This window comes from Paenibacillus sp. FSL R7-0302 (assembly GCF_038006885.1).
GTDB lineage: Bacteria > Bacillota > Bacilli > Paenibacillales > Paenibacillaceae > Paenibacillus_AQ.
On sequence record NZ_JBBOWB010000001.1, the window covers coordinates 1512253 to 1537868 of the forward strand.

General features: G+C 54.3%; 17 protein-coding genes and 1 pseudogene. 11 read left to right on the forward strand and 7 right to left on the reverse strand.

Annotated features, from left to right (window positions below; all coding sequences use genetic code 11):
* Positions 1 to 115: 115 nt before the first annotated feature.
* From MKY96_RS06355 to MKY96_RS06370, 4 genes are all read right to left on the reverse strand, one after another.
* Positions 116 to 1285, reverse strand: coding sequence for a YncE family protein (locus MKY96_RS06355; RefSeq protein WP_340939271.1), 1170 nt, complete (start codon positions 1283 to 1285; stop codon positions 116 to 118).
* A 183-nt stretch (positions 1286 to 1468) separates the two neighbouring features.
* Positions 1469 to 2299: a carbohydrate ABC transporter permease gene (locus tag MKY96_RS06360; RefSeq protein WP_339310624.1), complete on the reverse strand. Its 831-nt coding sequence runs from the start codon at positions 2297 to 2299 to the stop codon at positions 1469 to 1471.
* Positions 2299 to 3171, reverse strand: coding sequence for a carbohydrate ABC transporter permease (locus tag MKY96_RS06365; RefSeq protein ID WP_340939272.1), 873 nt, complete (start codon positions 3169 to 3171; stop codon positions 2299 to 2301). Before MKY96_RS06365 ends, MKY96_RS06360 begins: the two co-directional genes overlap by 1 nt.
* Before the next feature lie 92 nt (positions 3172 to 3263).
* A complete protein-coding gene (locus MKY96_RS06370) occupies positions 3264 to 4601 on the reverse strand; it encodes an ABC transporter substrate-binding protein (RefSeq protein WP_340939274.1) in 1338 nt (445 codons plus the stop codon).
* 193 nt (positions 4602 to 4794) lie between these two features.
* On the opposite strand from MKY96_RS06370, the gene MKY96_RS06375 reads away from it, so the two are divergent.
* Both MKY96_RS06375 and MKY96_RS06380 read left to right on the forward strand, forming a co-directional pair.
* Positions 4795 to 6591 (forward strand): sensor histidine kinase, encoded by a 1797-nt coding sequence (locus MKY96_RS06375; protein ID WP_340939276.1) that lies wholly within the window; start codon positions 4795 to 4797, stop codon positions 6589 to 6591.
* A 17-nt stretch (positions 6592 to 6608) separates the two neighbouring features.
* The gene (locus MKY96_RS06380; RefSeq protein WP_340939277.1) at positions 6609 to 7379 is read left to right on the forward strand and encodes a response regulator transcription factor; all 771 of its coding nucleotides are present in this window, start codon (positions 6609 to 6611) and stop codon (positions 7377 to 7379) included.
* Between the two features lie 210 nt (positions 7380 to 7589).
* Here MKY96_RS06380 and MKY96_RS06385 read toward each other — a convergent pair whose 3' ends face one another.
* Positions 7590 to 8420, reverse strand: coding sequence for a helix-turn-helix domain-containing protein (locus tag MKY96_RS06385; RefSeq protein ID WP_340939278.1), 831 nt, complete (start codon positions 8418 to 8420; stop codon positions 7590 to 7592).
* Between the two features lie 121 nt (positions 8421 to 8541).
* On the opposite strand from MKY96_RS06385, the gene MKY96_RS06390 reads away from it, so the two are divergent.
* The 4 genes from MKY96_RS06390 to MKY96_RS06405 are packed head-to-tail and all read left to right on the forward strand — an operon-like array spanning position 8542 to position 14670.
* A complete protein-coding gene (locus MKY96_RS06390; protein ID WP_340939279.1) occupies positions 8542 to 9684 on the forward strand; it encodes a DUF2264 domain-containing protein in 1143 nt (380 codons plus the stop codon).
* 38 nt (positions 9685 to 9722) lie between these two features.
* On the forward strand, positions 9723 to 11552 hold the full coding sequence (locus tag MKY96_RS06395; protein ID WP_340939280.1) for a hypothetical protein: 1830 nt from the start codon (positions 9723 to 9725) through the stop codon (positions 11550 to 11552).
* 42 nt (positions 11553 to 11594) lie between these two features.
* Positions 11595 to 12731 (forward strand): glycoside hydrolase family 88 protein, encoded by a 1137-nt coding sequence (locus MKY96_RS06400; protein ID WP_340939281.1) that lies wholly within the window; start codon positions 11595 to 11597, stop codon positions 12729 to 12731.
* Between the two features lie 28 nt (positions 12732 to 12759).
* Complete coding sequence (locus MKY96_RS06405; protein WP_340944467.1) at positions 12760 to 14670, forward strand: DUF2264 domain-containing protein; 1911 nt, start codon at positions 12760 to 12762, stop codon at positions 14668 to 14670.
* A 516-nt stretch (positions 14671 to 15186) separates the two neighbouring features.
* Here the strand turns inward: MKY96_RS06405 and MKY96_RS06410 are convergent.
* Positions 15187 to 16776, reverse strand: coding sequence for a response regulator (locus MKY96_RS06410; protein WP_340944469.1), 1590 nt, complete (start codon positions 16774 to 16776; stop codon positions 15187 to 15189).
* Positions 16777 to 16836: 60 nt separating this feature from the next.
* Positions 16837 to 18624: a sensor histidine kinase gene (locus tag MKY96_RS06415; protein ID WP_340939283.1), complete on the reverse strand. Its 1788-nt coding sequence runs from the start codon at positions 18622 to 18624 to the stop codon at positions 16837 to 16839.
* 212 nt (positions 18625 to 18836) lie between these two features.
* Between MKY96_RS06415 and MKY96_RS06420 the strand changes: the two genes are divergently transcribed.
* From MKY96_RS06420 to MKY96_RS06440, 5 genes and pseudogenes are all read left to right on the forward strand, one after another.
* Positions 18837 to 20189, forward strand: coding sequence for an ABC transporter substrate-binding protein (locus tag MKY96_RS06420; RefSeq protein WP_340939284.1), 1353 nt, complete (start codon positions 18837 to 18839; stop codon positions 20187 to 20189).
* An 85-nt stretch (positions 20190 to 20274) separates the two neighbouring features.
* Positions 20275 to 21165, forward strand: coding sequence for a carbohydrate ABC transporter permease (locus MKY96_RS06425; protein WP_340939286.1), 891 nt, complete (start codon positions 20275 to 20277; stop codon positions 21163 to 21165).
* A gap of 12 nt (positions 21166 to 21177) precedes the next feature.
* Positions 21178 to 22002 (forward strand): carbohydrate ABC transporter permease, encoded by an 825-nt coding sequence (locus tag MKY96_RS06430; RefSeq protein WP_340939289.1) that lies wholly within the window; start codon positions 21178 to 21180, stop codon positions 22000 to 22002.
* 43 nt (positions 22003 to 22045) lie between these two features.
* A pseudogene (locus tag MKY96_RS06435) lies at positions 22046 to 24049 on the forward strand (beta-galactosidase).
* Between the two features lie 87 nt (positions 24050 to 24136).
* The gene (locus tag MKY96_RS06440; RefSeq protein WP_340944471.1) at positions 24137 to 25408 is read left to right on the forward strand and encodes a glycoside hydrolase family 30 protein; all 1272 of its coding nucleotides are present in this window, start codon (positions 24137 to 24139) and stop codon (positions 25406 to 25408) included.
* The last annotated feature ends 208 nt before the right edge of the window (positions 25409 to 25616 follow it).

Below are 25616 nucleotides of genomic sequence, written 5' to 3' on the forward strand. Positions count from 1 at the left end.
CCCCTTCACCGCCCGCGCCATAAGTCTGCTAACAATGCATTTCTGGCAAAAAAAGAGCTGTCCTTAAGTCCATTTCGACTTGAAGAGACAGCTCGATTATTATACTAAATGTGCATTACAAGGATTGATTGCTATAACCGGAAATAATGTTCTTCACGTTGACGCGGTCTGAGAGACTTGTGCCAATCGGAATAGCAGGAATGGGATTACTTGGATTTCCCAAAGCAATCGGTTGAATCGAAGTCAGTTGTCCTACATAGGCAATGATGTCATCGTAAAGTGCTAAATCACCGACATAAGGGAGCGGAACAAACTTTGAGCTAGCAGCGTTTACATCGTAAATTTGCAGACCACCTGTCGGGAAAGTGGTGGGTTGAATGGTGATGCAAATAGTACTTTGATCACTTGAAACACGGATTTTATCCTGGCCTTTGTAGCTAGGGATTTCTGTGAATTGATCATGGGTGATGTTTCCTTGCTGGTCCATGAACAGGTTGTTGAATTTTTTCAGATAGGCTCTATCTTCCCGCGAGGTGCAAAATAACATTTTGTTATCCAGATAGATCCCGGATACCGTATTGTCCAGCATACTTGAAGTTTTGGAGGGACCCATTGTAAGTTGTTCAAAATGAGTCAACATGCCAGTCGGCCCAAGTGTGACCAGTTCCACTCCGCCTGGGTATACGGTCAAGGGGTTGTGGGTCCCGTCAAATTCAAGCGGAGTATCATCCCCAACTGGATGGGCGGTATCATCGTCAACGGAAATGGCGACAACATTACCTTTATCATTATCTTTAGACTTACATGCAACAAAGACAAAGAGACTGTTCACCTTACCGGCAAAGGCAAAAGGGTAGCCGCTTCCGCTAGGCAAATCCACTTGCTTAATAACCGTATCTGTGACGGAGTCAATAATTGTAACGGCCCTGTTACCCGAATGGGCTACATAGACTTTGTTCACGTTAGCAGCAGCGAAGATAGCAACAGGAGCGCTAGAGGTGGACGAAGAGCCAATGTGAAGGGTTTTGATAACGTTAAAGTTATATGCATCAATGATAGTGACCGAATCATTGCCCGTATTTACTACATAGAGCTTATCCTCACTTGGATTCAAGCACATAGGACCAGGGTTAAGGCCTACCGGAATCCGTTTGGTGACCTTATTGTATACAGGATCAATGACAGCGACGTAGCCAAAATAATAGGAAAGTTCATAACTCGCAAACACGTAAGGATTAAAATTTGATGCTAGATTTCTTCTGTGGTTTGCTATTTCCGTATTCACGAATGAAAACCCCTTTCATGTCTTCTGGCTCATGGACTCGCCGGGCCCGGCGGACAGACAACCGGATGGGCAGGCGCGCCGGATTCTCCCGGATGCCGCATCAGGTTGTCTGCTGTAGGGTATGTCCGGATGCTCCGGCCCGAATAATCCATTTGTCCAAGAAAGCCACAAAAAGGGCTGAGGTTACCCCTTTACTGCTCCAGCCGTAAGTCCGCTAACAATGTACTTTTGGCAGAATATATACAGGATCAGTACGGGGAGGGAGGTTAGTACAAGGTCTGCGAAAATCAGGTTCCAGTCCCGGCTGTATTTGCCGTAGAAATTATACACCGAGAGCGGCATCGTCCAGTCCGAGCTGTCGGTCAGGAAGTAGAGCGGAATGGTGATGTCGTTCCAGACGGACATAAAGACCATAATCGCTACAGTGGCGTTGACCGGGACGATCAGCGGGGTGACGATTCTGAAGAACACAGAGAATGTATTCGCCCCCTCCAGAAAAGCTACCTCATCCAGCGCCTTCGGAATGGAACGGATGAATCCGCTGTACAGGAACACACTGAACGCCGTGTTGAGCGAAGCGTAGATCAGAATAACGCTGGTGATGCTGCCGTAGAAGCCCATCCACTGCACGACACGGATCGTGGTGATCGTGGACATTGGGGCAATCAGGCCCATGAAGAAGAACATGTACAGGAAATTCGACCACTTGGTCTCCCGGCGTACCAGAATGAAGGAGGCCGCCGAGGAGGTGAAGATGTTCAGGATGGAAGAGACGCCGGTAATCAGCATCCCGTTCAGGAATGCCCGTCCCAGACCGCCTTCCTTGAAGACGGTTGTATAGTTGGAGAACTTCCACTCCTCGGGGAGCCGCAGGGAGAACTTCAGTACCTCGGAGCTGGTCATGAAGCTGCCGAACAGCATAATCAGGAGCGGCAGGATAATCAGGAGCGAGGCCAGGATCAGGAACCCCTCCACCAGATAGTTACGCCAGGCCATTTTACGGGAAAAGCTCATTACTCCGATACCTCCTTACGCCGCATGAAGATCAGCAGGGGAATGGCGATGACAGTTACAGCAGCGAACAGCAGGGTATTGACGGCTGTGCCCAGCCCCCAGCTGCCTTCCCCGAACGAGCGGAGGATGATGGTACCGACCACCTGGGAGGCATTGCCGGGTCCCCCGCCGGTGAGCACGAATACCTCGGAGAATACCTTGAGGCCGCCGATCAGGGTCAGCATCAGATTGATGTTGATCGCAGGGAGCAGCAGCGGAATCGTGATGCTGCGGAAGCTGCGCCAGGAGCCGGCGCCGTCAATGGTGGCGGCTTCATAATATTCCTTTGAGATCGACTGGAGCCCGGCCAGATAGATCGCCATCTGGAAGCCGGTATGCTGCCAGATGGACACGAAGGCAACTGTCCAGATGACAAGAGCCGGATTGGTCAGCCAGGCCTGGCTCAGTGAAGGCAGACCCACCGCCTCGAAGATGCGGTTAATCGTCCCGTCGGAGCGCAGCATGGGCGTGAACACAATGCTGATTACGAGAACACTAAGAATCGACGGGGAGTAGAAAATCGCCCGCAGCAGGTTCTTGGATTTCAGCTTCATGTTCAGAGCGACCGCAAGCGCGATGCCGAGCAGATTTTTGCCGAGTACGGTAACGATGGCGAAGATCGCTGTGTTTTTCATCGCAAGCAATAGCGTTCGATCTGTGAAAATCCGTTCGAAATTGTCCCAGCCGATGAACTTAACCGCTTCTCTGTCCAGCCGCCAGTCGGTGAAGGAATAGAAGAGTCCGATCAGCGCGGGCAGCACGAAAAAAATTGAATAGATCAGCAGCGCAGGCCAGATTAGATAATATGAGTATAGCTTCTTGGATACGTTCATCTCTTCACACTCCTATATAGCCCAGGACAGAATAAAGCCCTGGCCGGACTCTATTCTGCCTGCTGTATGCTTAATCAGATTAGATACTTGATTTAAAAGCCTTCTGCGCCTTTGTCCTTCATCAGCTGGCTGAATTTCTCATCCCAGGCCTTAAGTACGCCCTTGGCGTCCAGACCGCCGGCGAATTCATCCTGAAGCAGGCGGTACAGCTCGCTGCGGTCCACGATCATATAAGCATCGGTAGTAAGCGTAGTCTTCTTAGGCGTGATATATTGATCGACAATTTCCTGCTTGTATTCGGGAAGCGTCGGTGTTGTGACATCACTGAAGTTGGAGACGGAGCCTTGGCTGTCGACCATTTTCTGGGCAACCTCTTTGGTGGCGAGGAACTCCAGGAATTTCTTCGCTTCATCCATATGCTTGGCTTTCTTCGGAATGAACAGCTGGCCGCCCAGCGGGCTTGCACCGAGATTGGCATCTTCAGAGGAAGGGATGGCGAACAGGCCCAGATGCACATTCGGGTCCTTCTCGGCCACGTTCACGATCAGCCAGTCGCCCATGAACATCATCGCCGTTTCCTTATTCAGGAATTTGCCCACGGCCATATCGTAGCTGTCGCTGAGAATGTCTGTATTGGTGTAGCCCTTCTTGTAGACCTCATACTGCTGGTCCAGGAAGGTGGCGAATTCAGGGACATCGGACCACTTTTTGCGGCCGGCATTAATGTCCTCGAACAGGGATGGCTCATTCTTGGCTGCCCAGTCAGCAAAAGCGGCTGCCGGCCAGATATTCGCCGCCCAGTTATCCTTGAACGGCATGAACACCGGCGTAATGCCGCTGGCCTTGATTTTCTCGCACACGGCCAGGAATTCCTCGTAGTTCTTCGGAATGCTCAACCCCAAGTCCTTGAAGATATCCTTGTTATAGACGACTCCCTGCATCCCTGTATCCTGGCTGTAATGGAAGCTGTAGACATGATCGTAAGCGGAGAGCACATCCTTATTCAGCAGCCGGCTCACCCAAGGCTCATTATCGAGAATCTCGAAATTACGCTCTAGATTCAGGTCCGTGGTCGCACTGGCGAGATTATATTGAATCAGATCAGGCACCTCGTCAACAGCCAGCTTGGTCTGGAGTACCGTGGCAGTCTGCTCTGCTGGAAGTAACTGGAGATTGACTTTGATGTTGGTTTTCTGCTCGAATTCATCCAGCACATCCTGGGCCACGAACGCTGAATCCTGCGAGCTTTTGGAGATGGCCAGCTCGATGGTTACCTTTTTGCCGCTGCTGCTGCCTCCGCTGTTACCGCCTCCGCTGTCCGTTGCCGCAGCATTGCCCTTACCTGAATTGTCAGAGCCGCATGCCGCCAGCGTTAAGGTCATGATTCCTGCGAGCAGGCCTGTCGCGATTTTCTTCATTTGCTTACTCATGTGATCGCCCCCGTAGTGTATTTTCTGTGAACTGAATCCGTTTACATTGCCCATTATAGAATGAGGACGGCGCAAGGTACATGTTTGTACTTGACACTTTCTGTGTAATATTCTGAACTCCGGGGATGGCTTGTCATTTCGCCCGATTGGTTGTAAAGTAGGCAGCATCCTAAGGTTCAGGGAGGGCTCGGGCTTGGCGACTATTGTACAGAAATTACGCGGAGGCAGGGTTCAGGCCAGTCTGCAAACAAAGTTCTTCTTCACCTTCATGCTGCTGCTGCTGATTGTGCTGGGCTGCTTCCTGGTCTACGTGAATTATATGGTGATCCAGCCGCTCAAGGACAAGACGGAGAACGAAATGAAGCGGGCGGCTGTCCAGGTCAGCGACCAGCTGAACCTGTATATCAGTAACCAGAACCAGCTCTCCCAGCGGATTCTGTCGAACAAAGAGGTGTTCACGCTGCTGTCCGCAGGTGATTATTCGCAGCTCACCCTCGAAGGGCTGACCCGGAGCCGCCGGCTGAAAGACATCATGTTCCAGGCGCTGGGGCCGAGTCTGAACATTGAGGATATGATGATCTATGATCTGACAGGGGAGCGGGTGGCATCCTATATCGGATATGCGGATAGCCCGGCTTCGCTCAGGCCGTTTCTGGAAGAGAGCAGCAACCTGCCGACCTGGAATGCAAGCGGTTACGCGCTGTACCGGCAGGGGGCGGATGCCATCTCTTTTGTGCGGGCGATCAGGAACCAGAATGGTCAGGTGTTCGGCTATCTGGCGGTGCAGCTCGACCAGCGGTATTTGAACAGATCTGCTGCGGGCCTGGCGGGCGGCAAAGTCTATATTATGGATCAGGACCAGCGGCTGGTCTCCAGCTCTCCGGCACTGCGGGAAGAGGAGAAGGTCCCCGAATTCGCAGCGTCTCCCTCTGAATCTGCAACAGCTAACGGAATCTATCTGAGCAGCGGCCAGAACTATGTGGCTTACCACCGCTCTGCTGAGACGGGCTGGACTACCTACGTGGTGAACCCCAAGAATGTGGTGCTGGGCCCGGTCAATTCGGTGAAATACCTCTCCATTCTGCTGATCACCGCGCTGATACTGTTCTCGTTCATTTTCATTTACTTCTCGACCCGGAACCTGCTGCTTCCGATCCGCAAGCTGCGCAGCCAGATTCTGCGGATGAACTACAGCAACCTGAATATGAAGACAGGCCCCCGTACCCACAACAATGAGCTGATTCAACTGAATAGCGCTTTTCAGGAGCTGCTGGAGCGGCTGCAGGAATCCATCGAACGGGAAAAGCTTGCGCTCCACGAAGAAGTGAAGTCGCGGAATTCCGCCTTGCAGGCCCAGATCGCCCCGCATTTTATTCATAATGTGCTGTATCTGATCAGTATTGCCGCTCAGGAAGGGAAGAATAGCGTGGTGACTGAAATGTGCAAGCATCTGTCGGACAGCCTGCGGTATATTGTGTCCTCCCCTTATCAGCATGTGACATTGACGGAGGAGCTGAAGCATACCCGGCATTATTTGTCCCTGATTCAGCATAATTTCGAGGACGACCTGGAGTGGGAGATTGACGGGGACGGGGGCCTTGAGCGGATTGAGCTGCCCCGGCTGGTGATTCAGCCGTTCGTGGAGAATTGTATCGAGCATGCTTTTAAGAATACGGACCCTCCTTGGAGGATTGAGGTGCGGGTGAAGGTATATAACGGCCTGTGGGCCATCGAAATCCGGGATAACGGAGAAGGCTTCGCGCCGGGCAGGATCAGGGAGATTCTGGACAATATTGAGGACTCGGATTCCGGGGTTAGCGAGCTTCGGCATGATACCTCAGGAATTGGGAATATGGGGATTGTGAATACGGTGAACCGGCTGAAGCTGATGTACAGGAACCGGCTGTTCTTCAACATCTACAACCACTTGGGCGGGGAAAAGGGTGCCACGGTCCAGATTATCGCATCTATGAGTAAAGACTTCTACTAGAACCGGGAGGGACCGCTATGTATACCGCTATCATTGCAGAGGACAGCAAGCCGATTCTGCGGAATATCGAGGCTCTTTTGCAGTCTATGGAGCTGCCTGTCCGTATATCCGCCACCGCCTCGAACGGGCTGGATGCCATGGAATACATCAAGACTAACCCGGTGGATATCCTGCTGACCGATATCCGCATGCCCAAGCTGGACGGGCTTGCGCTGATCGGGCAGTGCAGGCAGGTGAATCCGGCGCTCAAGGCGGTGCTGATCAGCGGCTACAGCGACTTCGAGTATACGCGCAAAGCGCTGAATCTGCAGGTATTCGATTATCTGCTGAAGCCGGTGGAGCGGCAGCAGCTGGCCGAAGTGATGCAGCGGCTGGTCGCCCATCTGCAGGAGCAGGAGGGCAGCAGAATAGGTTTGCCGGAGGGAGCGATCTCTGCCGGGCAGCAGCGGCCTAAGAGCAGCGAAGAGCTGTTTAAGCAGCTGGAGCAATATGTACAGGAGCAGCTCTACGCTCCGCTCTCCATTACCGAGGCCGCGCTTAAGTTCCATGTGAGCCCTTCCTATGTCAGCCGGATCTTCAAGCGCTATTCGCACCAGACCTTCGTGCATTACAGCATGCGGCTGAAGATAGCCGAAGCCTGTCGGCTGATTGCGCTGAGGCCAGAGCTGAAGGTGAAGGAGCTGTCGGAGCTGCTGTCCTTCGGCGACCAGCATTATTTCTCCAAGGTGTTCAAGGACTATACGGGCGTAAGTCCTACGGAGTATAGGGGAGGGGAACGGGGTTACTAACAAAAAGCAAAAAGAAGCGGAGGGGAAATTTGGAACTGAAGGAGCGCTAGCGACCGCCTTTGTATTTGGATTTCTACCGCGAAGAGCGGTTCTAATCAAGGAATCTAAATTGGGCAGCGGCCGGAAGTCCAAATGTTCACCGCAGTGACGACGAAGCTTCGAGTTATATCGTTCATTTTACGGCAGCGCTGCGGATAGGCGCTGCCGTCTTTATTTGCCGTATTTTCCCGGCGGGATGCCCGTAATGTTCTTGAAGGTGCGGATGAAATTGGCATAATCATTGAAGCCGGACAGGTAGCAGGTATCGGACACGGAGTTGCCGGCGGACAGAAGCTGCTTGGATAACGCGATCTTTTTGAGCAGGACATAACGGTAGATGGTGCCTCCGGTCTGCTGCTTGAACAGATGGCTGAGATAGTATTTATCCAGGCCCAGCTCCCCGGCGATGTGATCCAGCGATAGATTCATGTGCAGGTGGTTGTCGATATAGCTCATGGCAGATTGAATATGGGAAGAGATGGTGCTGGGCACGGCAGCACGGGAGCGGCTGTACAGCTCGTTGACCAGCACCAGAAGCTGAATCAGATACGTCAGGGCCAGCACCTCGCTGCCGTACTGCTTGCGCTCCAGAGCTGCAATCAGCCGGGAGGAGAGGTCGGTATACTCTGAGAGCAGCGGCTCCTCCATCCGCGCCAGGTTATTCTCCCCGGGCTGGCGGTTCTGGAAGCAGGCCAGCAGATTCGTGGTCGCCGTACAGAACGGGTAGACCAGCGGGGCTTTGAAATGAATGGTCAGCCGTTTATAAGGCTCTGGGGACCGGTTGATGATTTTATGAATCTCATGATTATTGAATAACAGGACGTCGCCGCGCTCCAGCGGATAGCTGTACTGGTCCACGAAGCCGTTCACGCTGCCGCCGAGGAACAGGAAGATTTCATAGTGGTCATGGATATGGAAATCCCTCGTCGGAGAGATCGGAGAATTGCCGATACCGGCCAGAATATCGCCGTCGAACGTTTCATAATACCGGGCATGCTTCATTGTCACTGCCCCTTTCATGTTGATCACAATTTACGCAATATTTCATCACTATTCGCAAAGACATTGCAATAATACCACAATACACTAGAGAAGAAGAATACCTGAGAGGGTGGAACTAGGGATGAGTGGGATAGAACAGCGTAAATACTGGCTGGATACGATGCTGCGGATTGGAACGCCGGTCCTGGAGGCGCTCTCCGCGCGGAAACTGAAAGAACAGTTACCTGCGGAGTTTCATAGCGGGCGCAGCCAGTTTGCGCATCTGGAAGCTTTTGCAAGGCTGGCTTGCGGAATGGCTCCCTGGCTGGAGCTTCAGGGGCTTGAGGGTGAAGAAGAGCAGCTGAGGGCCCGTTATGCCGGGCTGATGCTGGAAGCAATTGCTGCGGCGGTCGATCCGCAGTCGCCTGACTATATGGAATTCAAGACCGAGGGCCAGCCGCTGGTCGATGCGGCATTTCTGGCCCATGCTCTGGTGCGGGCACCGAAAGCGGTTACAGCCCGGCTGGACACACGGGTCAAAAGCAATCTGATTGCGGCGCTCAAGCAGACGCGGCGGACCGCCCCCAGCGGCAGCAACTGGCTGCTGTTCAGTGCGATGGTGGAAGCAGCCCTATACCTGCTCGGCGACCCGGAGTATGACCGGATGCGGGTGGGTTATGCGGTCCACATGTTCATGAACTGGTACAAGGGTGACGGGGTCTACGGGGACGGAAAGGATTTTCACTGGGATTATTACAACAGCTTTGTCATTCAGCCGATGCTGTTGGATGTGGTTACCCTTTTCGAACAGGAGAATGAGGAGTATGCCCGGCTTAGACCCTTGGTCCAGCAGCGGGCGCAGAGATATGCCTCCGTGCTGGAGCGCAGCATCGCCCCGGACGGAACGTATCCGTTCCTTGGGCGTTCGATCGTTTACCGGTTCGGGGCATTTCAGCTGCTGTCGCAGGCGGCGCTCCAGCATCTCCTGGAAGATTCGCTGCCCCCGGCCCAGGTGCGCTGCGCTTTGACCGCTGTCATTAGCCGGATTATGCAATACCCGGGCACGCTGGATGAGAACGGCTGGCTGCAGCCGGGGATCTACGGCTATCAGCCGGAGCTGGCCGAGAGCTACATTAATACGGGCAGTCTGTATCTGTGCGCTGCTGTTTTCCTGCCGCTGGGGCTGCCTCCGGCTGACCCCTTCTGGTCGGGAGAAGACATGAAATGGACGGCCCGGAGAATCGCGGACGGCGAGAATGTGATGCGGGACCATGCTTTGGAATAAGGGATACAGACACAGCGAACAGGAGAGGGAGCTTGGGCATGAACATACAGGAACTTAAGGCAATCGTAGAGAACATGAAGCCGGCAGATCTCAGCTTATATTATCCGCAAGGGGATGCGGCCGCTTTTTGGAGTGAGGCGGGATCTTCTGAAGTCTTACAAGCCAGTCTCAGTGAGATTCGTGCAGAGGCACGGAGGCTGGAAGGGCAGCCTATACCGCTGCTGACATATAGTTTGTTTACCCTTTTCCGGCAGACGGGGTCGAGACTGGAGTATGAGCGGCCTTATTTTGAACGGAGAAGAAGACTGAATACGTATGTGTTCCTTAGTCTGCTGGAGCCGGAGAACGCAGCAGCTCTGGAGCAGCTTACAGATATTCTATGGGCGATCTGCGATGAGTACACATGGTGTGTTCCCGCCCATCTTCCTGAGAAGCATGAGGCTGCTGAGATCAACCGCCATATCGATCTGTTCTCCTCCGAGACAGGCTTTACCTTAAGCGAATGTCTGCTGCTGCTCGGAGAGCGACTCCCGCTGCTGCTCCGCTCCCGGATACGCAGTGAGGTGGAGAATCGAATCTTCCGGCCGTTCCTTGCACATGGCCCTTATTTCTGGGAGACCTCGACTCACAATTGGGCGGCGGTCTGCGCAGGCTCTGTCGGGGCGGCTGCACTGCTGCTTGTGAAGGACAAGGACATGCTGGCGGAGATCCTGCTGAAGACAGAGAGCAGCATGAATTATTATTTGCAGGGCTTCGGGGCAGACGGGGCCTGCCAGGAAGGGCTGGGCTACTGGAATTACGGGTTCGGCTATTTCACTTATTACAGCGATCTGCTCCGTGCAAGAAGCGGAGGCACGCTGGACTGGTTCAAGCAGGAGAAGGTGGCACAGATCGCCCGCTTCCAGCAGCAATGCTTCATAGACGGCAGCAATGTCGCTAATTTCTCCGATTCCGTGCCCCGGGTGCGGGTGCATATGGGACTCTCCCATTATCTGGCGGACGTCTATCCGGATGTCCTGCGCCCGCCTTCTGCGCTCCGCGCCCCGTTCACAGAGGATCATTGCAGCCGCTTCGCACCGGCTCTGCGCAATCTGATCTGGACAAGAGCCGGAGAGGAGAAGGAGTCGTGGGAGGCAGGCAGCAGCTATCTGCCCGATGCAGCCTGGCTGGTAGCACGGCATATCTCCGCTGCCGGCGCCTTCGGCTTCGCGGCCAAGGGCGGCCATAACGACGAGCCGCATAATCATAATGACCTGGGCCAATTCATTCTGAGCGGCCGGGGGGAGATCTTCGCGGCCGATCTGGGCAGCGGTGAGTACACGGCGGACTATTTCGGTGCCGGCCGTTACGGCTATGACTGTAACGGGTCGCAGGGCCACAGTGTGCCGATTATTGACGGCCAGTACCAGGGGGCAGGACGGGAGTTCCAGGCAACGGTGCTGTATGCATCGGCAGCGGAGGCGAAGGATGAGCTGATGCTGGAGCTGGCCCGGGCATACCCGGTAGCCGGACTGCAATCCCTGGTCCGTTCGCTGGTCTGGCATAAGGAGGAGCTGCCCCGTCTGGAGCTGCCCCGTCTGGAGCTGACGGACACTTACCGCTATGACGGAGCTCCGGCAAGCTGGACGGAACGGTTCGTAACGTGGCGCAGACCGGAGGTGCGGGAACCGGGGAGCGTAAGGCTGCCGGGAGCTGCTGAGGGGAACGGCGTTGAGGTAACCTATAATCCGCAGATCGTCCGGCCGGAGATTACCGCACATGTGTACCAGGATCACTATGGCCAGGACAAGGTGTGGCATAGTCTGGACTTTCAGGTTCTCCAGCCCGGGGCGGAAGGCGTATTGTTGTTTACTTTTGAATTTCTGTAGATGACGGCAGGCGTATACCATTCAGATAAAGGCGGGATTCAGATGAGCAGAACCATAGATCAGACATGGGTAGATGAGGCTTGGAGTAAGGCGCTGGAGAAGACGAGAACGAACAGTATCAGCATCGGGGCGGAGTTCCCGCATGCCAGCCAAGGCGGTAAGTATGTCCTGGAAGTGCCGAGCTGGTGGACTGCCGGCTTCTGGCCGGGCATGCTCTGGCAGCTCTACGCAGGGAGCGGCGATGAGAGCCTGAAAGCGGTAGCCGAGCGCTGCGAGGAGCGGCTGGATGAGGTACTGGATGGCTATGTGAAGCTGGACCATGACCTGGGCTTCATGTGGCTGCTGACCAGCGTTGCCAATTACAAGCTGACGGGCAGTGAAGAATCACGGGTCCGCGGGCTGAAGGCCGCCAACTATCTGGCCGCCCGCTTCAACCTGAAGGGCCGCTACATCCGGGCCTGGAATCCCTGGAGAGAAGGCGAGGACAACAGCGGGGTCGCCATCATTGACTGCAGCATGAACACCAGCCTGCTGTTCTGGGCCTCCGAAGTTACTGGAGACCCGCGTTACCGGCATATCGCGGAGGCACATATGGATACGGTGCTGGAGCATTTCATCCGGCCGGACGGCTCCGTCTATCATATTGTCAACTTCAACCCGGAGACGGGCGAAGTGGCAGAGAAGCTGGGCGGACAGGGCTATGCGCCGGAATCGGCCTGGTCGCGCGGCGCGGCTTGGGCACTATACGGGCTTGCGCTGGCCTATCACCATACGGGCAAGCCTAGCTACCTGCATGCGTCCAAGCAGGTTGCGCATTTCTTCCTGACCCGGCTGCCGGAGGATCAGGTGCCGCATTGGGATTTCCGCGCTCCCGGCGATGTTGGCGAGATTCGCGATTCTTCGGCCGGTTCCTGTGCGGCAAGCGGTCTGCTGCTGCTGGCCGGGCTGGTGGAAGAATCAGAGGCTCCTGTCTACCGGAACGGGGCGCTGAGAATCACGGAATCTCTCTACCGCAATTACGGAACTTGGGACAATCCCGCCGAACAGGGCCTGCTGCTTCACGGCACCAGTAACTTTCCTGAGGACCGGAACATCGATGTGCCGCTGATCTACGGGGATTTCTTCTATGTCGAGGCACTGGCCCGGATTAAGGGAGCAGGCCCGTTCTATTGGGAGTAGGAGGAGTACGATAATGACGAACAACAAGATGACTCGGGGAATTGGAAATCTGGGGACAGGCGATCCGGCGACGGGCAAGCTGGGGATTCAGAGCAATCCGCTGAAGACCCGGGACGACCTGCTGGCTGCCCTTGAGCAGCTGACAGAGCCGCTTCAGCCGCTCTATAGCAGAGGCAGCGCAAGACTTGAGATCGGGATTACGGGAGCGAGCTATCCGTCAGCCACCGCCGGAATGGAGGGCTTCTCCCGGGTGCTCTGGGGACTAATTCCGCTGCTCGCCGGAGGCGGGAACAGTGAACTATGGGCCACTGTGCTGGAAGGCATCCGGCACGGCACCGATCCGGCCCATGAGGAGTATTGGGGTGATGTAAGGGACTATGACCAGCGTCTGGTCGAGATGGCCGCCTTCGGCTTCGCGCTGGCGGCAGTGCCGGAGCATATCTGGTTGCCGCTTGACAAGCAGGAGCAGGAGCATCTATACAACTGGCTGAACCAGATCAATTCCCGTCCCTGCTATGACTGCAACTGGCTGTTCTTCAACGTGCTGGTGAATGTCGGGTTCCGTACGATAGGACGCCCCTATGATGCGGTTCAACTAGAGCGGAATCTGGAGCGGATGGATGCCTTTTATCTGGGTGAAGGCTGGTACAGTGACGGTGTTGGCGGACACTGCGATTATTATGGGCCCTTCGCCATCCATTACTATTCGCTGCTGTATGCCAAGCTGATGGAGCGGGAGGACCCGGAGCGTTCCCGTCTGTTCAAGGAACGCGCCCGGCTGTTCGCCGCTGAATTCATAGGCTGGTTCGCCCCGGACGGCGCTGCGCTTCCCTATGGCCGCAGTCTGGCGTACCGGTTCGCCCAGTCTGCTTTCTGGAGCGCCTTGGCGTATGCAGAGGTGGAAGGCTTCCCTGCCGGTGTGGTCAAAGGCATCGTCCTGCGCAACCTGCGCTGGTGGTTCCGCCAGCCTATCTTCGATGCAGCCGGTGTGCTGACCATCGGATACACGTATCCGAATCTGGTCATGGCGGAGAATTATAATGCTCCCGGCTCGCCCTACTGGGCGCTGAAGACCTTCCTGCCGCTTGCCCTCGGCGCGGAGCATCCGTTCTGGAGAGAACCGGAGCTGCCGCTGCCGGAGCTTCCGGCTGTGACGGTGCAGCATCCGCCGCATCTGGTTCTGGTCCGCGAACCGGCTTCCGGTCATGTGGCCACCTTCAACAGCGGGCATCTGTCCACCAATGAGCATACCCATACCTCGGCCAAATACGAGAAATTCGTCTATTCCACCGGCTTCGGCTTCAGTGTGCCGCGTGCGGAATGGGGATTAGCACAGGGAGCCTATGATTCCATGTTGGCGCTCAGCGAAGGCGGGGACAATCTGTACCGCGTTCGGCGGCGGAATCTGGAATCAGAGATTACGGACAACGTCCTGCGGTCCGTCTGGAAGCCTTGGGCTGATGTTGAGGTACGCACATGGGTGGTAGCCGGTCTGCCGTGGCATATCCGGATTCACCGGATCGAGACGGGCCGGGCCCTGGATGCCGCCGAGGGCGGATTCGCGCTGGGTCAGGAGGCGGAGCCTGCTCAGCAGCTGGACGAACTGGAGGCGGCGGCAGCGACCCCATGGGGCACAAGCGCCATCAAGGGGCTGATGGGTTATACCAAGGCTCAGCTTATCTCGCCGAATGCCAACACGAACCTGCTTCATCCACGGACTGTGCTGCCTACCCTGTCGGCATCGCTGGAGCCTGGAGTTCATTGGCTGGCTTCTGCTGTGTACGGCGACCCTTCATCTGCGCCGCTGACAGACGGGGCAAAGGAACTCGGCCTGATGCTGGAACAGACTCCTGAAGATCGGCTCAATGTTAAACTTGATGGAGAGCGTATTATTGTACTCACCTCCGGCGGGACAGAGCTCAGCATTCCGGTGCAATGAGCAGAAATATGGTGCGAAAACACAGCATTTTGGTCATAGTACAGCAATTTCGGTCAATAACTCAACATCGGCTCTTTAGTGCCACCTACACAAGCAGGCCAGCAGCTTCTCCTTTGGAGAGGCTGCTGGCCTTTCGAGGCTCGTGGACCAAAATGTATGTTAAAAACCGATCACAATTGGACCGGGTGCGGCGCGTGGACCAAATGTAATCGAAAAACGGATCACAATTGGCCTGGATGCGGCGCGTGGACCAAATGTAATCGGAAAACCGATTACAATTGCCCTGGATGCGGCGAGTGGACCGAATGTAATCGAAAAACCGATTACAATTGGCCTGGATGCGGCGCGTGGACCAAATGTAATTGAAAAACCGATTACAATTGGCCTGGATGCGGCGCGTGGACCAAAATGTATGTTAAAAACCGAACACAATTGGACCGGGTGCGGCCACAAGCCCCTGCACGCATATGAAGCATCCGGTGCAGGGAGCAGGGCGGGCAGTATGAACAATATCCATTATTCCGTATTGCTGCGGAACTGATTGGGCGTGAGCCCTTTATACTTTTTGAATACCTGGTAGAAGTATTTCGTGTCGTTGTACCCGGACTGCAGAGCGATATCCTCGATCCGCATTCCGGGATCTTTGAATAGCTGGCAGGCATGCTCGATGCGGACCTTATGCAGATAATCGATGAAGCTGATCTTAAGCTGCTGCTTGAACAGCAGGCTTAAATATCCCGGGGTAATATAGATCTCCCTGGCGACGATCTCGCGGTTGATATCCTTCATGAAGTGCTCGCCGATATAGCTCTTGGCCGCTTCGAGCAGCTTGTTGCTGTTCTTCTTGGACGTCAGATGCTCACTCACCCGCTGGGCCGTCTCCAGCAGAGACTGGAACAGATTATCCAGACTGGAGCGGGACAGGACATGGATCAGCTCGGTCAGATTCTGCCCAAAGACTTTATTTACATTGACATTGTTCTCGATACATAATTTATACAGGGCGAAGAACAGGGCGAAGCTCGATTTGATCACCTGGTCCCTGGACACCGTCTCGGGCTGCAGGGCTACGTTGAACAGCGTCAGCTTATCGGCGATGTCTGCGGGGGAACCGCCGCGTACCGCCTTCAGCACCTCCTGCTCCTCATGCAGGGGGTAGGAGGATTGAGAGGACTCGGCATCGAATTCTCCGCTGTACTCCACGATTTTAGCGATGCCGGTGTAGTTGGTTGTATTCAAGGCCTGGCAGGCCTCCACGAACGAATGGCGCAGATGCCCGATATTCTTGTCGATACTTCCGATCCCGGCGGACACGGTGAATTTCAGGAAGCTGGCGATATTCTCCTGAATAATCCGGATATAACCGCTTAATTCCTCCTGATCCGGCAGCTCGTCCATATTAAGGATTAGCACAATATCGTCCTGATGCTCGAAGGCAACGCATAGCACAGCCTCCGGCAGCGACTCCTCGCAAATATTCTTCAGCCCGTACTTCAGCAGCTCCGTATCCTCATGCATATACTTCTCATGCAGCAGCTGGAAATTGTCGATCCGCAGCAGAATGATGCCGTACAGCAAATAGGGAAAAACCAGCTGGTTCATCTTCAGATTAGCCAGCAGCCGGGAATACGCGGGGCTCTCAGTGAGAATGAGCTGGCTTAACGTCTTCTCCTTCAGCAGGGGCAGACTCTCCCGGAAGCCTTGCCGCAGATGCTCAAGCGTGGTAATCTCCAGCTTCTCGGATTGAATCTGCTCCGTGATGGCCAGAACCGTACTCAGAATCTCCTGACGGCGGCTCGGCTTCAGCAGATAGTTGCTGACCCCGGATCTTATCGCTTGCTGGGCATAGGCGAAATCATCATATCCGCTCATAATGACCGATTTGACGCGGGGGTATTTCTCCGAGACAACCTTGATTAACTCCAGGCCGTCCATTTGCGGCATCCGGATATCCGTTAGCATGATATCGACGGAATAAGTATCCAGGAGTTCAAGTGCCTCCAGGCCGTCTCTGGCTTCGCCTGCAATATGGATGCCGTGCGAATGCCAGTCAATCAGAGTCCTTATGCCTACCCGCGCCCGCTCCTCATCGTCCACAATAATCATATTATACAAGGGACATCCCCTCCGATCTGTATTCGTATTGTTTATTCGCCCCGGCTTCTTTTATTCTTGCATGTCATTTACGATCACCGGAACTACGATCTCCACGCGAGTTCCCTCTCCGGGGACACTGGTATAGTTCAAGGCATAGTCACCTTTATAAAAATGCTTCAGCCGTGCCTGTACATTCTGCACCGCATAGCCGCCGACATCCCGGGCAGTATACACATCTGTCTCGTCAGGCATGGCAAGAATCTTTTGCAGCGTCTCGCTGCTCATTCCGCCCCCGTTATCCTCAATCACGAACCTCAGCTGATCTCCGGTCCGCTGTCCGCTGATGCTTACCCGTCCGCCGCCGCGCTTGCGTTCAATGCCGTGGATCAGCGCGTTCTCAATGAACGGCTGCAGGCTGAGCTTCAGGATGACATAGACGTACAGCTCCTCAGGAATGTCGATCACATACTCCAGAGATTCCTGGAACCGCATCTTCTGGAGCGACAGATACAGCTCGATCAGCTCTTTTTCCTTGGCTACGCTGGTGAAGCTCTTGCCCTGATTCAGACTTAACCGGAAGAGCCGGGAGAGGTTGATCACCATCTCGCTGATTTTGTCCTGTCCTGCCGCCTCCGCTTCCCAGAAGATCGTGTCGAGCATGTTGTAGAGAAAATGGGGGTTGATCTGCGATTGCAGTGCCTTCAGCTCTGCCTCCTGCTCCTTCAGCTTCAGCAGATAGGCATCGTCCACAAGCGCTTTGATGTTGCCGACCATATTATTGTAGCCCCGGCTCAGCTGGCCGATCTCATCCCAATATTTGATCTCCACCTTCTCCTCGAACTGCCCGTTCTGGAAGCGCCGCATGGACAGCAGCAGCGTCTTGATCGGCGCGGTCAGGAAGGAGGAGAAGAACATCAGCAGAGGAATGCTCAGCACCAGGCTGGCTAATACCATCACAAGCACTGCCGATTTGATGGAATTAAGCTCTTGGGTCAGCGAACGCAGTGGAACACTGTACAGAGTGATCCAGCCATCCTCGTTGATGTTGTAATTCAGCAGCGTATCCTTGCCCTCCAGGCTGACGATGGTGTTGCCGGACAGAATGCCGGCCTTGGCTTGCTTCATCACGAAGTCTACGGCTTCGGGGCTGTAGGTCTCTTTGCCTGCCGACAGCAGCTGTGCGCCCTGTTCACTCAGAATGAGGATGCCGTGATCCTTGTCATACAGATTCGTCAGATAGGTTCGGCGGATGGTCTCCAGATTAATGCCGACGAATACAAAGCCGATCCGGTTCCCGTTCACAATATCGCGGATAATCCGGGTCATGCCGAGCTTGTCATTGCGGTTGCTCTGAATGAATACATTATTCTCTTCCGTCAGCGGGAACCAGTAGGAGGCACCGTTTAAGGCAACGGTCTGTTTATAAGTATCATTTGAGGTAATTTTGCTCAAACTATACGCACCGCTGCTGTCATCGGTAGCGACCTGAAACAGCGGCTCGGACAAGCTGCCATACAGAGCCAGATAGTCGAAGCTTCCGGTCACCAGCATCTGGTTCATGATCGACGCGGTGGGTCCGTTATAGAGCTGGTTCTCGATCTTCGCCGAATCCGGGGTATTGCTCCTCAGAGTGTCCTGGACGACTGGAGCGAGGCTGAATACGGTGACCCAGTCGGCTAACGTCTTTTGCATACGGGCGAGATTACTGTCAATCTGCTTGAGCACACTCTGGTTGGAATTGCTCACCTTATTGATAATCTGCTGCTTGGAGATCTTATAGGAGTAAGCGCCCAGCGTGCAGGCCACCCCTGTAATCAGCAGGAAGATCAGTATGGTTATCTTGTATCGCAGGTTCATATTCAAGTAGTAGCGCAGCACAGGATCACTAACCTTTTTGTTTTTTATCTTATGCGTAATGCCGGGTATACACAAGGGAGCTGACGATTGAAGTCGACAATTTTCAACTTTACTCTCTTTTTCTCTACTGACCCTGGCTCTGGTGCTCTGGTACGATGTGTTCAGAAACAAAGAAGGCAACCCACGATCCATAACAATTAGGGGGAAATGACATGGCTATGAATTCAAAATCCACACGTAATATACTGCTGGTTACGGCCCTTGCGGCAGTCTCGGTGCTCAGCGCATGCGGAGGCGGCAATGACAAGAACAATAATGCAGGCAGCGGCACGAACGGCGGCACAGCCGGCTCTGCGGACAAGGAAGTAACGCTGCGTCTGTTCTCGAACCTTCCCGACCGTAAATCGGGCCAGGGTCTGGCAGAGCAAATGGTAATCGACAACTATATCAAAGCGAACCCCAATGTCAAGATCGATATCGAAACCCTTGCCGAGGAGCCGTTCAAAAACAAGCTGAAGGCGTACATGGCCTCCAACGAAGCGCTGGATGTGACCATGGTTCACGGCGGAGCAGAGCTGAATACGCTGGTACAAGCCGGCTATGTGAAAGAGCTGAACCCTGCGGAATACGAAGGAGATACTTACAAATTCCTGCCGGGCGTGTACAAATCATTCACCTTTAACGACAAGCTCTACGGCTTGCCCCGCAACAGTGACTATGAAGTGATCTATTATAACAAAAAGCTGTTCGATGACAACGGTATCAAGATTCCTTCCACCTATGCCGAGCTGCTGGAAGCGGGCAAGCAGTTCCGCGCCAAAGGCATTGAGCCGATGTCGATGAACGGTAAGGACCTGTGGAGCTTCGCGGCCTTCTTCCAGGATCTTGTCGTACGCCTCACCGGCGATCAGAACCTGATGCTGGATGCGGTAGCGAAGAAGAAGAATTTCACTGGCGATGAGAACTTCACGAAGGCTGCTGAGCTGCTGGCCCAGGCCAGAGACACCAAGCTGTTCCAGGAATCGTTCATGACAGCAGATTACGGCGCATCGCAGAACCTGTTCACTCAGGGCCGTGCAGCCATGTGGTACATGGGCTCCTGGGAAGCGGGAATGGCTACCAATGACAAGCTGCCTGAAGATTTCCGCAACAATGTGAATGTGCTGAAATTCCCGGTTGTTGAAGGGGGCAAAGGTAAGGACACCGATCTTTTGGCCTGGAACGGCGGAGGATATTCACTGGTCAGCAGCTCGAAGCATCCTGAAGAAGCCAAGAAGTTCTTTGACTATATGATGTCCGCCGATCAATGGGCCAAGATTGTATGGGATACCGGAGCAGCTGTACCGGCGCAGAAGTATGAGCTGTCCGGTAAAGAGAGCGAGCTGCAGAAGCAGCTGACCGAGGTTCTGACCGGTGCAACCAGCACAGCGGGCTCCATTGCTCTTGACTCCGGAACGCCTAAGTTCAAGGATGATGCACAGAATGCCTTTGGCAAATTCTTTGCCGGCGGATCAACGCCGCAGCAGCTGCTGGCCGATCTTCAGAAGGCTGCGGAAACACAATAACAGATCACCACTATAGAGAGTGAAAGGAGACGGGGCGGGAAGCATTCTTGCCCCTCTCTAATCTTAAGGATGGAGTTGGAGTTCCATGCAAAAAGTATTCAACAACAAAATGGCAATCTTTCTGTTCGTCTTTCCGGGGATTCTCCTGTTCGCCCTAACCTTTCTTGTACCGATTGTACTCAGCGCCTATTACTCGTTCAGAGACACTTTGTCTCCGGGAACGCCCTCGGCATTCATCGGATTCGCCAACTATACAGAGCTGCTGTTTCACGATTCGCGGTTCTGGCTGGCGCTTAGAAATGCCGTGTTGCTCGGTTTGGGCTTTATCCTGATCCAACATCCGATTGCCATCTTTTTTGCCATTATGCTGGACCGTCTGGGCGGGAAGGCAGAGAAGTGGTTTAGAACGATTTTCTTCATCCCATGCGTAATATCTGTAGTCGTCATCTCGAAAATGTGGCTGTCCCTGCTGGACCCGACCTTCGGGGCCTTCAACAAAATGCTGGATTCTCTGGGACTCGGCTTCCTTAAGCACGCTTGGCTGGGGGATAGCAGCACCGCGCTGATCTCCATGCTGTTCATCCTGATCTGGGCCGGCTTCGGCTGGGGATTGCTGTTCTATTATGCAGGACTCAAAGGCATTCCCGATGATATGTATGAAGCCGCTTCACTGGACGGAGCCTCCGGCTTCCGATTGCACTGGCGGATTACCGTTCCGCTGCTGTCACCGGTTATTACGGTGCAGATTACTTTGGCTATGATTACCGCCTTGAAACAGATGGAAACGGTGTTCCTGACCACTAACGGCGGTCCCGGCGATTCCACCCAATTCCTGGCCGTGTATCTCTATAACAAGGCGTTCTCGGCAAGCCAATATGGTTATGCCAACGCCATCTCGATTCTGTTCATCATTGTCTGCCTGCTTGCCACCTATCTCAGCAACAAACTGACCCGCAGTGATGCGACGGAATTCTAAGGAGGACTCACCATGACAAAAAGCACAAAAACCATACTATGGGTGTTCTTCCTGATCGTCGCCCTGGTTCAGCTGTTCCCGCTCATCTGGCTGGTAGATTTCTCATTCCTCAGCAGCAATGAATTCTACTCCTCCAGCGTCCTGAAATGGCCGAGTGATCCCCAGTGGCAGAACTATATCAATGCCTGGGTGGACGGCAAATTCCTGCGCTACTTCATTAACAGTGCCTTCGTGACCTCAGTAACTATTCTGTTAACGGTGATTCTGTCCCTTACCCTCGGCTATGCCTTCACCCGTATGCAGTGGAAGCTGCGCCCTGTCTTCTTCACCATTATCCTGCTGGGGATTATGATTCCGATTCATGCGACCCTGCTGCCTAACTTCGCCATCTTCAAGGCGCTGGGCTTGACGAATTCCTATCTGGGGCTGATTCTGCCATACACCGCAGTGTCTGTGCCGCTGGGGACCTTCATCCTGACCGGCTTCATGCGGAGCATTCCAAAAGCAATGGAAGAGTCCGCGGTAGTAGACGGCGCGAACATTTACCGGATTGTCTTCCAGATCATCGCGCCGCTTACCGCGCCTGCGCTGGTGACGGTTATCGTTACAACGTTCCTGAACTGCTGGAATGAATTCATTATGGCATCGACCTTCCTCAGCAAGGATGCGCTGAAGACGCTGCCCTTCTCCGTCATGAACTTCGCCGGCCAGTATTCCTCAGACTACGGCTCACAATTTGCGGTCATGGTGCTGACATCGATCCCGGCCATTGTTATCTATGCCATCTTCAACGAACAGATTACCAAGGGCGTGACAGCGGGCGCGGTAAAAGGCTAAACTTATCGTGTAAAATGCTATCAAAACTTTCAGGAGGACTATAATGGATCACTTGTTATACGGCGTTGCTTATTATGATGAATACATGCCTTATGACCGTCTTGCGCAGGACATCCAAATGATGAAGGATGCGGGCATTAATACCGTCCGGATTGCCGAATCCACCTGGAGCACACATGAGCCGCAGAACGGGGTATTCGACTTCTCCTCTGTACGTAGAGTGCTGGATGCGATGCATGAGGCCGGAATTCATGTCATTGTAGGAACACCTACCTATGCGGTTCCGGCCTGGATGGTCAAGGAGCACCCGGAGGTGCTGGCGGTCACCGTGAACGGGGAAGGCAAATATGGTGCCAGACAGATTATGGATATCACCAGTCCGGCGTATCTGTTCTACTCGGAGCGGATCATCCGCAAGCTGATGGCTGTGGTACATAAGCATCCGGCGGTGATCGGCTACCAGATCGATAATGAGACCAAGCATTATGAGACGGCCGGGACGAACGTCCAGCTTAGATTCGTCAAATACATGAGGGAGACTTATGGAACGCTCGAAGCCATCAACCACCAGTTCGGTCTGGATTACTGGAGTAACCGGATCGACAGCTGGGAGGACTTCCCGTCCATGGTTGGGACGATCAACGGCAGTCTGGGGGCGGAATTCGCCCGGTTCCAGCGGGGGCTGGTGAATGAGTTCCTGGCGTGGCAGGTCGGAATTGTGAATGAGTATAAGCAGCCGGGGCAGTTCACCACGCATAACTTCGATTTCGAGTGGCGGGGCTATTCCTTCGGTGTTCAGCCTTCGGTAGATCATTTTGCGGCTTCGCAGCCTTTTGACATTGCCGGTACAGATATTTATCATCCCTCCCAGGACTAGCTGACCGGTGCCGAGATTGCCTTCGGGGGAGATCTGATCCGCTCGCTGAAGCAGGATAATTACTTCGTGCTGGAGACGCAGGCACAGGCGTTCCCGGAGTGGACGCCGTATCCCGGCCAGCTGCGGCAGCTGGCATTCAGCCATCTGGGCTCAGGGGCTTCGATGGTCGCTTACTGGCATTGGCATTCGATTCATAACTCCTTCGAGACCTACTGGAAGGGGCTGCTCAGCCATGACTTCCTGCCTAACCCGGTATATAAGGAAGCTATGACTATCGGCGCGGACTTCAAGCGGTTAAGCGACCAGCTGATCGGACTGAAGAAGACCAGTAAGGTGGCTGTTATGGTCAGCAATGAGGCGCTGTCGGCGATCGACTGGTTCAAGCTTCCCGGCGGTCTCAACTACAACGATGTGGTCCGCTGGATGTACGATGAATTATATAAAATGAACATCGCCTGCGATTTCATCCAGCCGGGCAGCCCGCGCCTAAGCGAGTATGAGCTGGTCGTGGTTCCTGCGTTATACGCCGTCTCCGATGAAGCGCTGCAGCAGTTGAATGACTACGTCCGCAGCGGCGGCCATGTAGTCTATTCCTTCAAGAGCGGGTTCACCGATGAACAGGTGAAGGTTCGTCATACCGCACAACCCGGGATCATTCATGAGGCCTGCGGGATTGCTTACAGTCATTTTGCCACACCGAATGCGGTTACGGGACTTACCGGCAAGCTGTTCCCTGAGGGAGCCGAAGCAGGCGTTCACACCGTCCGCACCTGGATGGAGATGATTGTTCCCGGTTCAGCGGAGGTGCTGGCCAGCTACGATCATCCCCAGTGGGGCGAATATGCGGCGGTCACCAGAAATACCTTCGGCGAAGGAACAGCCACCTACATCGGCTGCATGACCGGACCTGCCGCACTTGCGGAGATCCTGCGCGATACGCTCCAAACGGCCGGATTATGGGGAGCGGACCAGCAGCTGTCGTTCCCGCTCATCGTGAAGTCCGGTGTGAACCGCCAGGGAAGCACCATCCGCTACTACTATAACTACTCAGCCCAGCCGCTCAGCTTCCATTATCCGCATGAGGCGGGTCAGGAGCTGTTGTCCGGCAATGCGGTGGCGCAGGATGAAGAACTGACGCTTGATGCTTGGGGCGTTATGATTATTAGTTAACTAATAGCATTAGGAGGCAGAAGCGTGGACGTTACAGGACAAGTATGGATATCGAGTACAGAAAATGAGCCTTGGGTATCCCATCCCCTGGAAGCCACCACTGCAGAAGCAGTGGATCTGGCGTTCACCGGACAATTGCATCAGAATATCGAAGGGTTCGGCGGATGCTTCAATGAGCTGGGGTTCGAGGCGCTGAACCTCCTCGCGGATGAAGACAGAAGCGCTGTACTGCATTCGCTGTTTCACCCGGAAGGGGATCAGCGGTTCAGCATTTGCCGCCTGCCAATCGGGGCCAGCGACTATGCCCTGGAATGGTACAGCCTGAATGAGACCGACGGCGATTACGCCATGGAGCATTTCTCCATAGAGCGGGACCGGAGGCTTCTGATCCCCTATATCCGCGAAGCCCTCAAGCTGAACCCGGAGCTGAAATTATTCGCCTCCCCCTGGAGTCCGCCCACGTGGATGAAATTCCCGCGCGCCTACAATTACGGCACCTTGCGCTGGGAGAAGGATATTCTGGAGGCTTATGCGCTCTACTTCGTGAAGTTCGTCCAGGCGTATGCCGAAGAGGGAATTACTATTCATCAGGTGCATGTGCAGAACGAGGTGGTGGCCGATCAGAAATTCCCTTCCTGCGTGTGGACGGGCGAACAACTCCGTGAATTCATCCGTGATTATCTGGGGCCGGCTTTTGAACAGCATGGACTGGGTACGGAGATCTGGCTGGGTACAATCAACGCGCCGGAGCCTTGGGACGAGTGGATGAAGAAGAAGGACAGCAGCTTCGATGCCTATGCCCATACGGTATTAAGTGATCCTGAAGCTTATAAGTATGTGAATGGAGTCGGATACCAGTGGGCAGGTAAATACGGCATCCAGCGTACGGTACAGTCCTATCCTGAACTGCGTTATATGCAGACGGAGAATGAGTGCGGGGACGGGGAGAATACCTGGTTCTATGCCAAATATGTATTCAACCTGTATCAGCATTATTTCACTAACGGCGTGAACGCGTATATCTACTGGAATATGGTGTTGCTGCCTAAGGGGCGCAGTACGTGGGGATGGGAACAGAACTCTATGATTACTGTAGACCCGGGCGGCGTTCAGGCAGTGCATAATCCCGAATTCTATGTCATGAAGCATTTCGCCCATTTCGTGGGTCCCGGCTCCAGCAGAATCGGACTCAAGGGCAAATGGACCGGAAATGCAGTCGCCTTCGAGACGCCGGAGGGCAGACGGGTTCTCGTCATTGCCAATCCGTTCAAGGAATCGCGGACGGTTACCCTCTCGAATGACGGCACGCATTACAAGCTGGATCTGGATGCGGAATCTTTTAATACACTCCTGCTATAAAATAGCTACGCCATGCCGCCGCCATCCCTTCAGGCACTCTGCTGTGTACACTGTTGGAATTGTTCCGTCCGTAATTTCCTGCTATACTTTTGTCAGGTTAGTTGATAGGGGGTTACACGGATGGCAACGAATTGCTCATTAGCTAGGGAGTCCTCATGCAGAGCCTGATCCGGGGCGATACTTTGCGTGGGGTGCGGCAGGACAATCT

Bases quoted from the DNA above. Each gene is read 5' to 3' on its own strand.
- MKY96_RS06360 (WP_339310624.1), bottom strand. From the start codon at position 2,299: ATGAGCTTTTCCCGTAAAATGGCCTGGCGTAACTATCTGGTGGAGGGG.
- MKY96_RS06365 (WP_340939272.1), bottom strand. From the start codon at position 3,171: ATGAACGTATCCAAGAAGCTATACTCATATTATCTAATCTGGCCTGCG.
- MKY96_RS06370 (WP_340939274.1), bottom strand. From the start codon at position 4,601: ATGAGTAAGCAAATGAAGAAAATCGCGACAGGCCTGCTCGCAGGAATC.
- MKY96_RS06380 (WP_340939277.1), top strand. From the start codon at position 6,609: ATGTATACCGCTATCATTGCAGAGGACAGCAAGCCGATTCTGCGGAAT.
- MKY96_RS06385 (WP_340939278.1), bottom strand. From the start codon at position 8,420: ATGAAGCATGCCCGGTATTATGAAACGTTCGACGGCGATATTCTGGCC.
- MKY96_RS06390 (WP_340939279.1), top strand. From the start codon at position 8,542: ATGAGTGGGATAGAACAGCGTAAATACTGGCTGGATACGATGCTGCGG.
- MKY96_RS06395 (WP_340939280.1), top strand. From the start codon at position 9,723: ATGAACATACAGGAACTTAAGGCAATCGTAGAGAACATGAAGCCGGCA.
- MKY96_RS06400 (WP_340939281.1), top strand. From the start codon at position 11,595: ATGAGCAGAACCATAGATCAGACATGGGTAGATGAGGCTTGGAGTAAG.
- MKY96_RS06405 (WP_340944467.1), top strand. From the start codon at position 12,760: ATGACTCGGGGAATTGGAAATCTGGGGACAGGCGATCCGGCGACGGGC.
- MKY96_RS06410 (WP_340944469.1), bottom strand. From the start codon at position 16,776: ATGATTATTGTGGACGATGAGGAGCGGGCGCGGGTAGGCATAAGGACT.
- MKY96_RS06415 (WP_340939283.1), bottom strand. From the start codon at position 18,624: ATGAACCTGCGATACAAGATAACCATACTGATCTTCCTGCTGATTACA.
- MKY96_RS06420 (WP_340939284.1), top strand. From the start codon at position 18,837: ATGGCTATGAATTCAAAATCCACACGTAATATACTGCTGGTTACGGCC.
- MKY96_RS06425 (WP_340939286.1), top strand. From the start codon at position 20,275: ATGCAAAAAGTATTCAACAACAAAATGGCAATCTTTCTGTTCGTCTTT.
- MKY96_RS06430 (WP_340939289.1), top strand. From the start codon at position 21,178: ATGACAAAAAGCACAAAAACCATACTATGGGTGTTCTTCCTGATCGTC.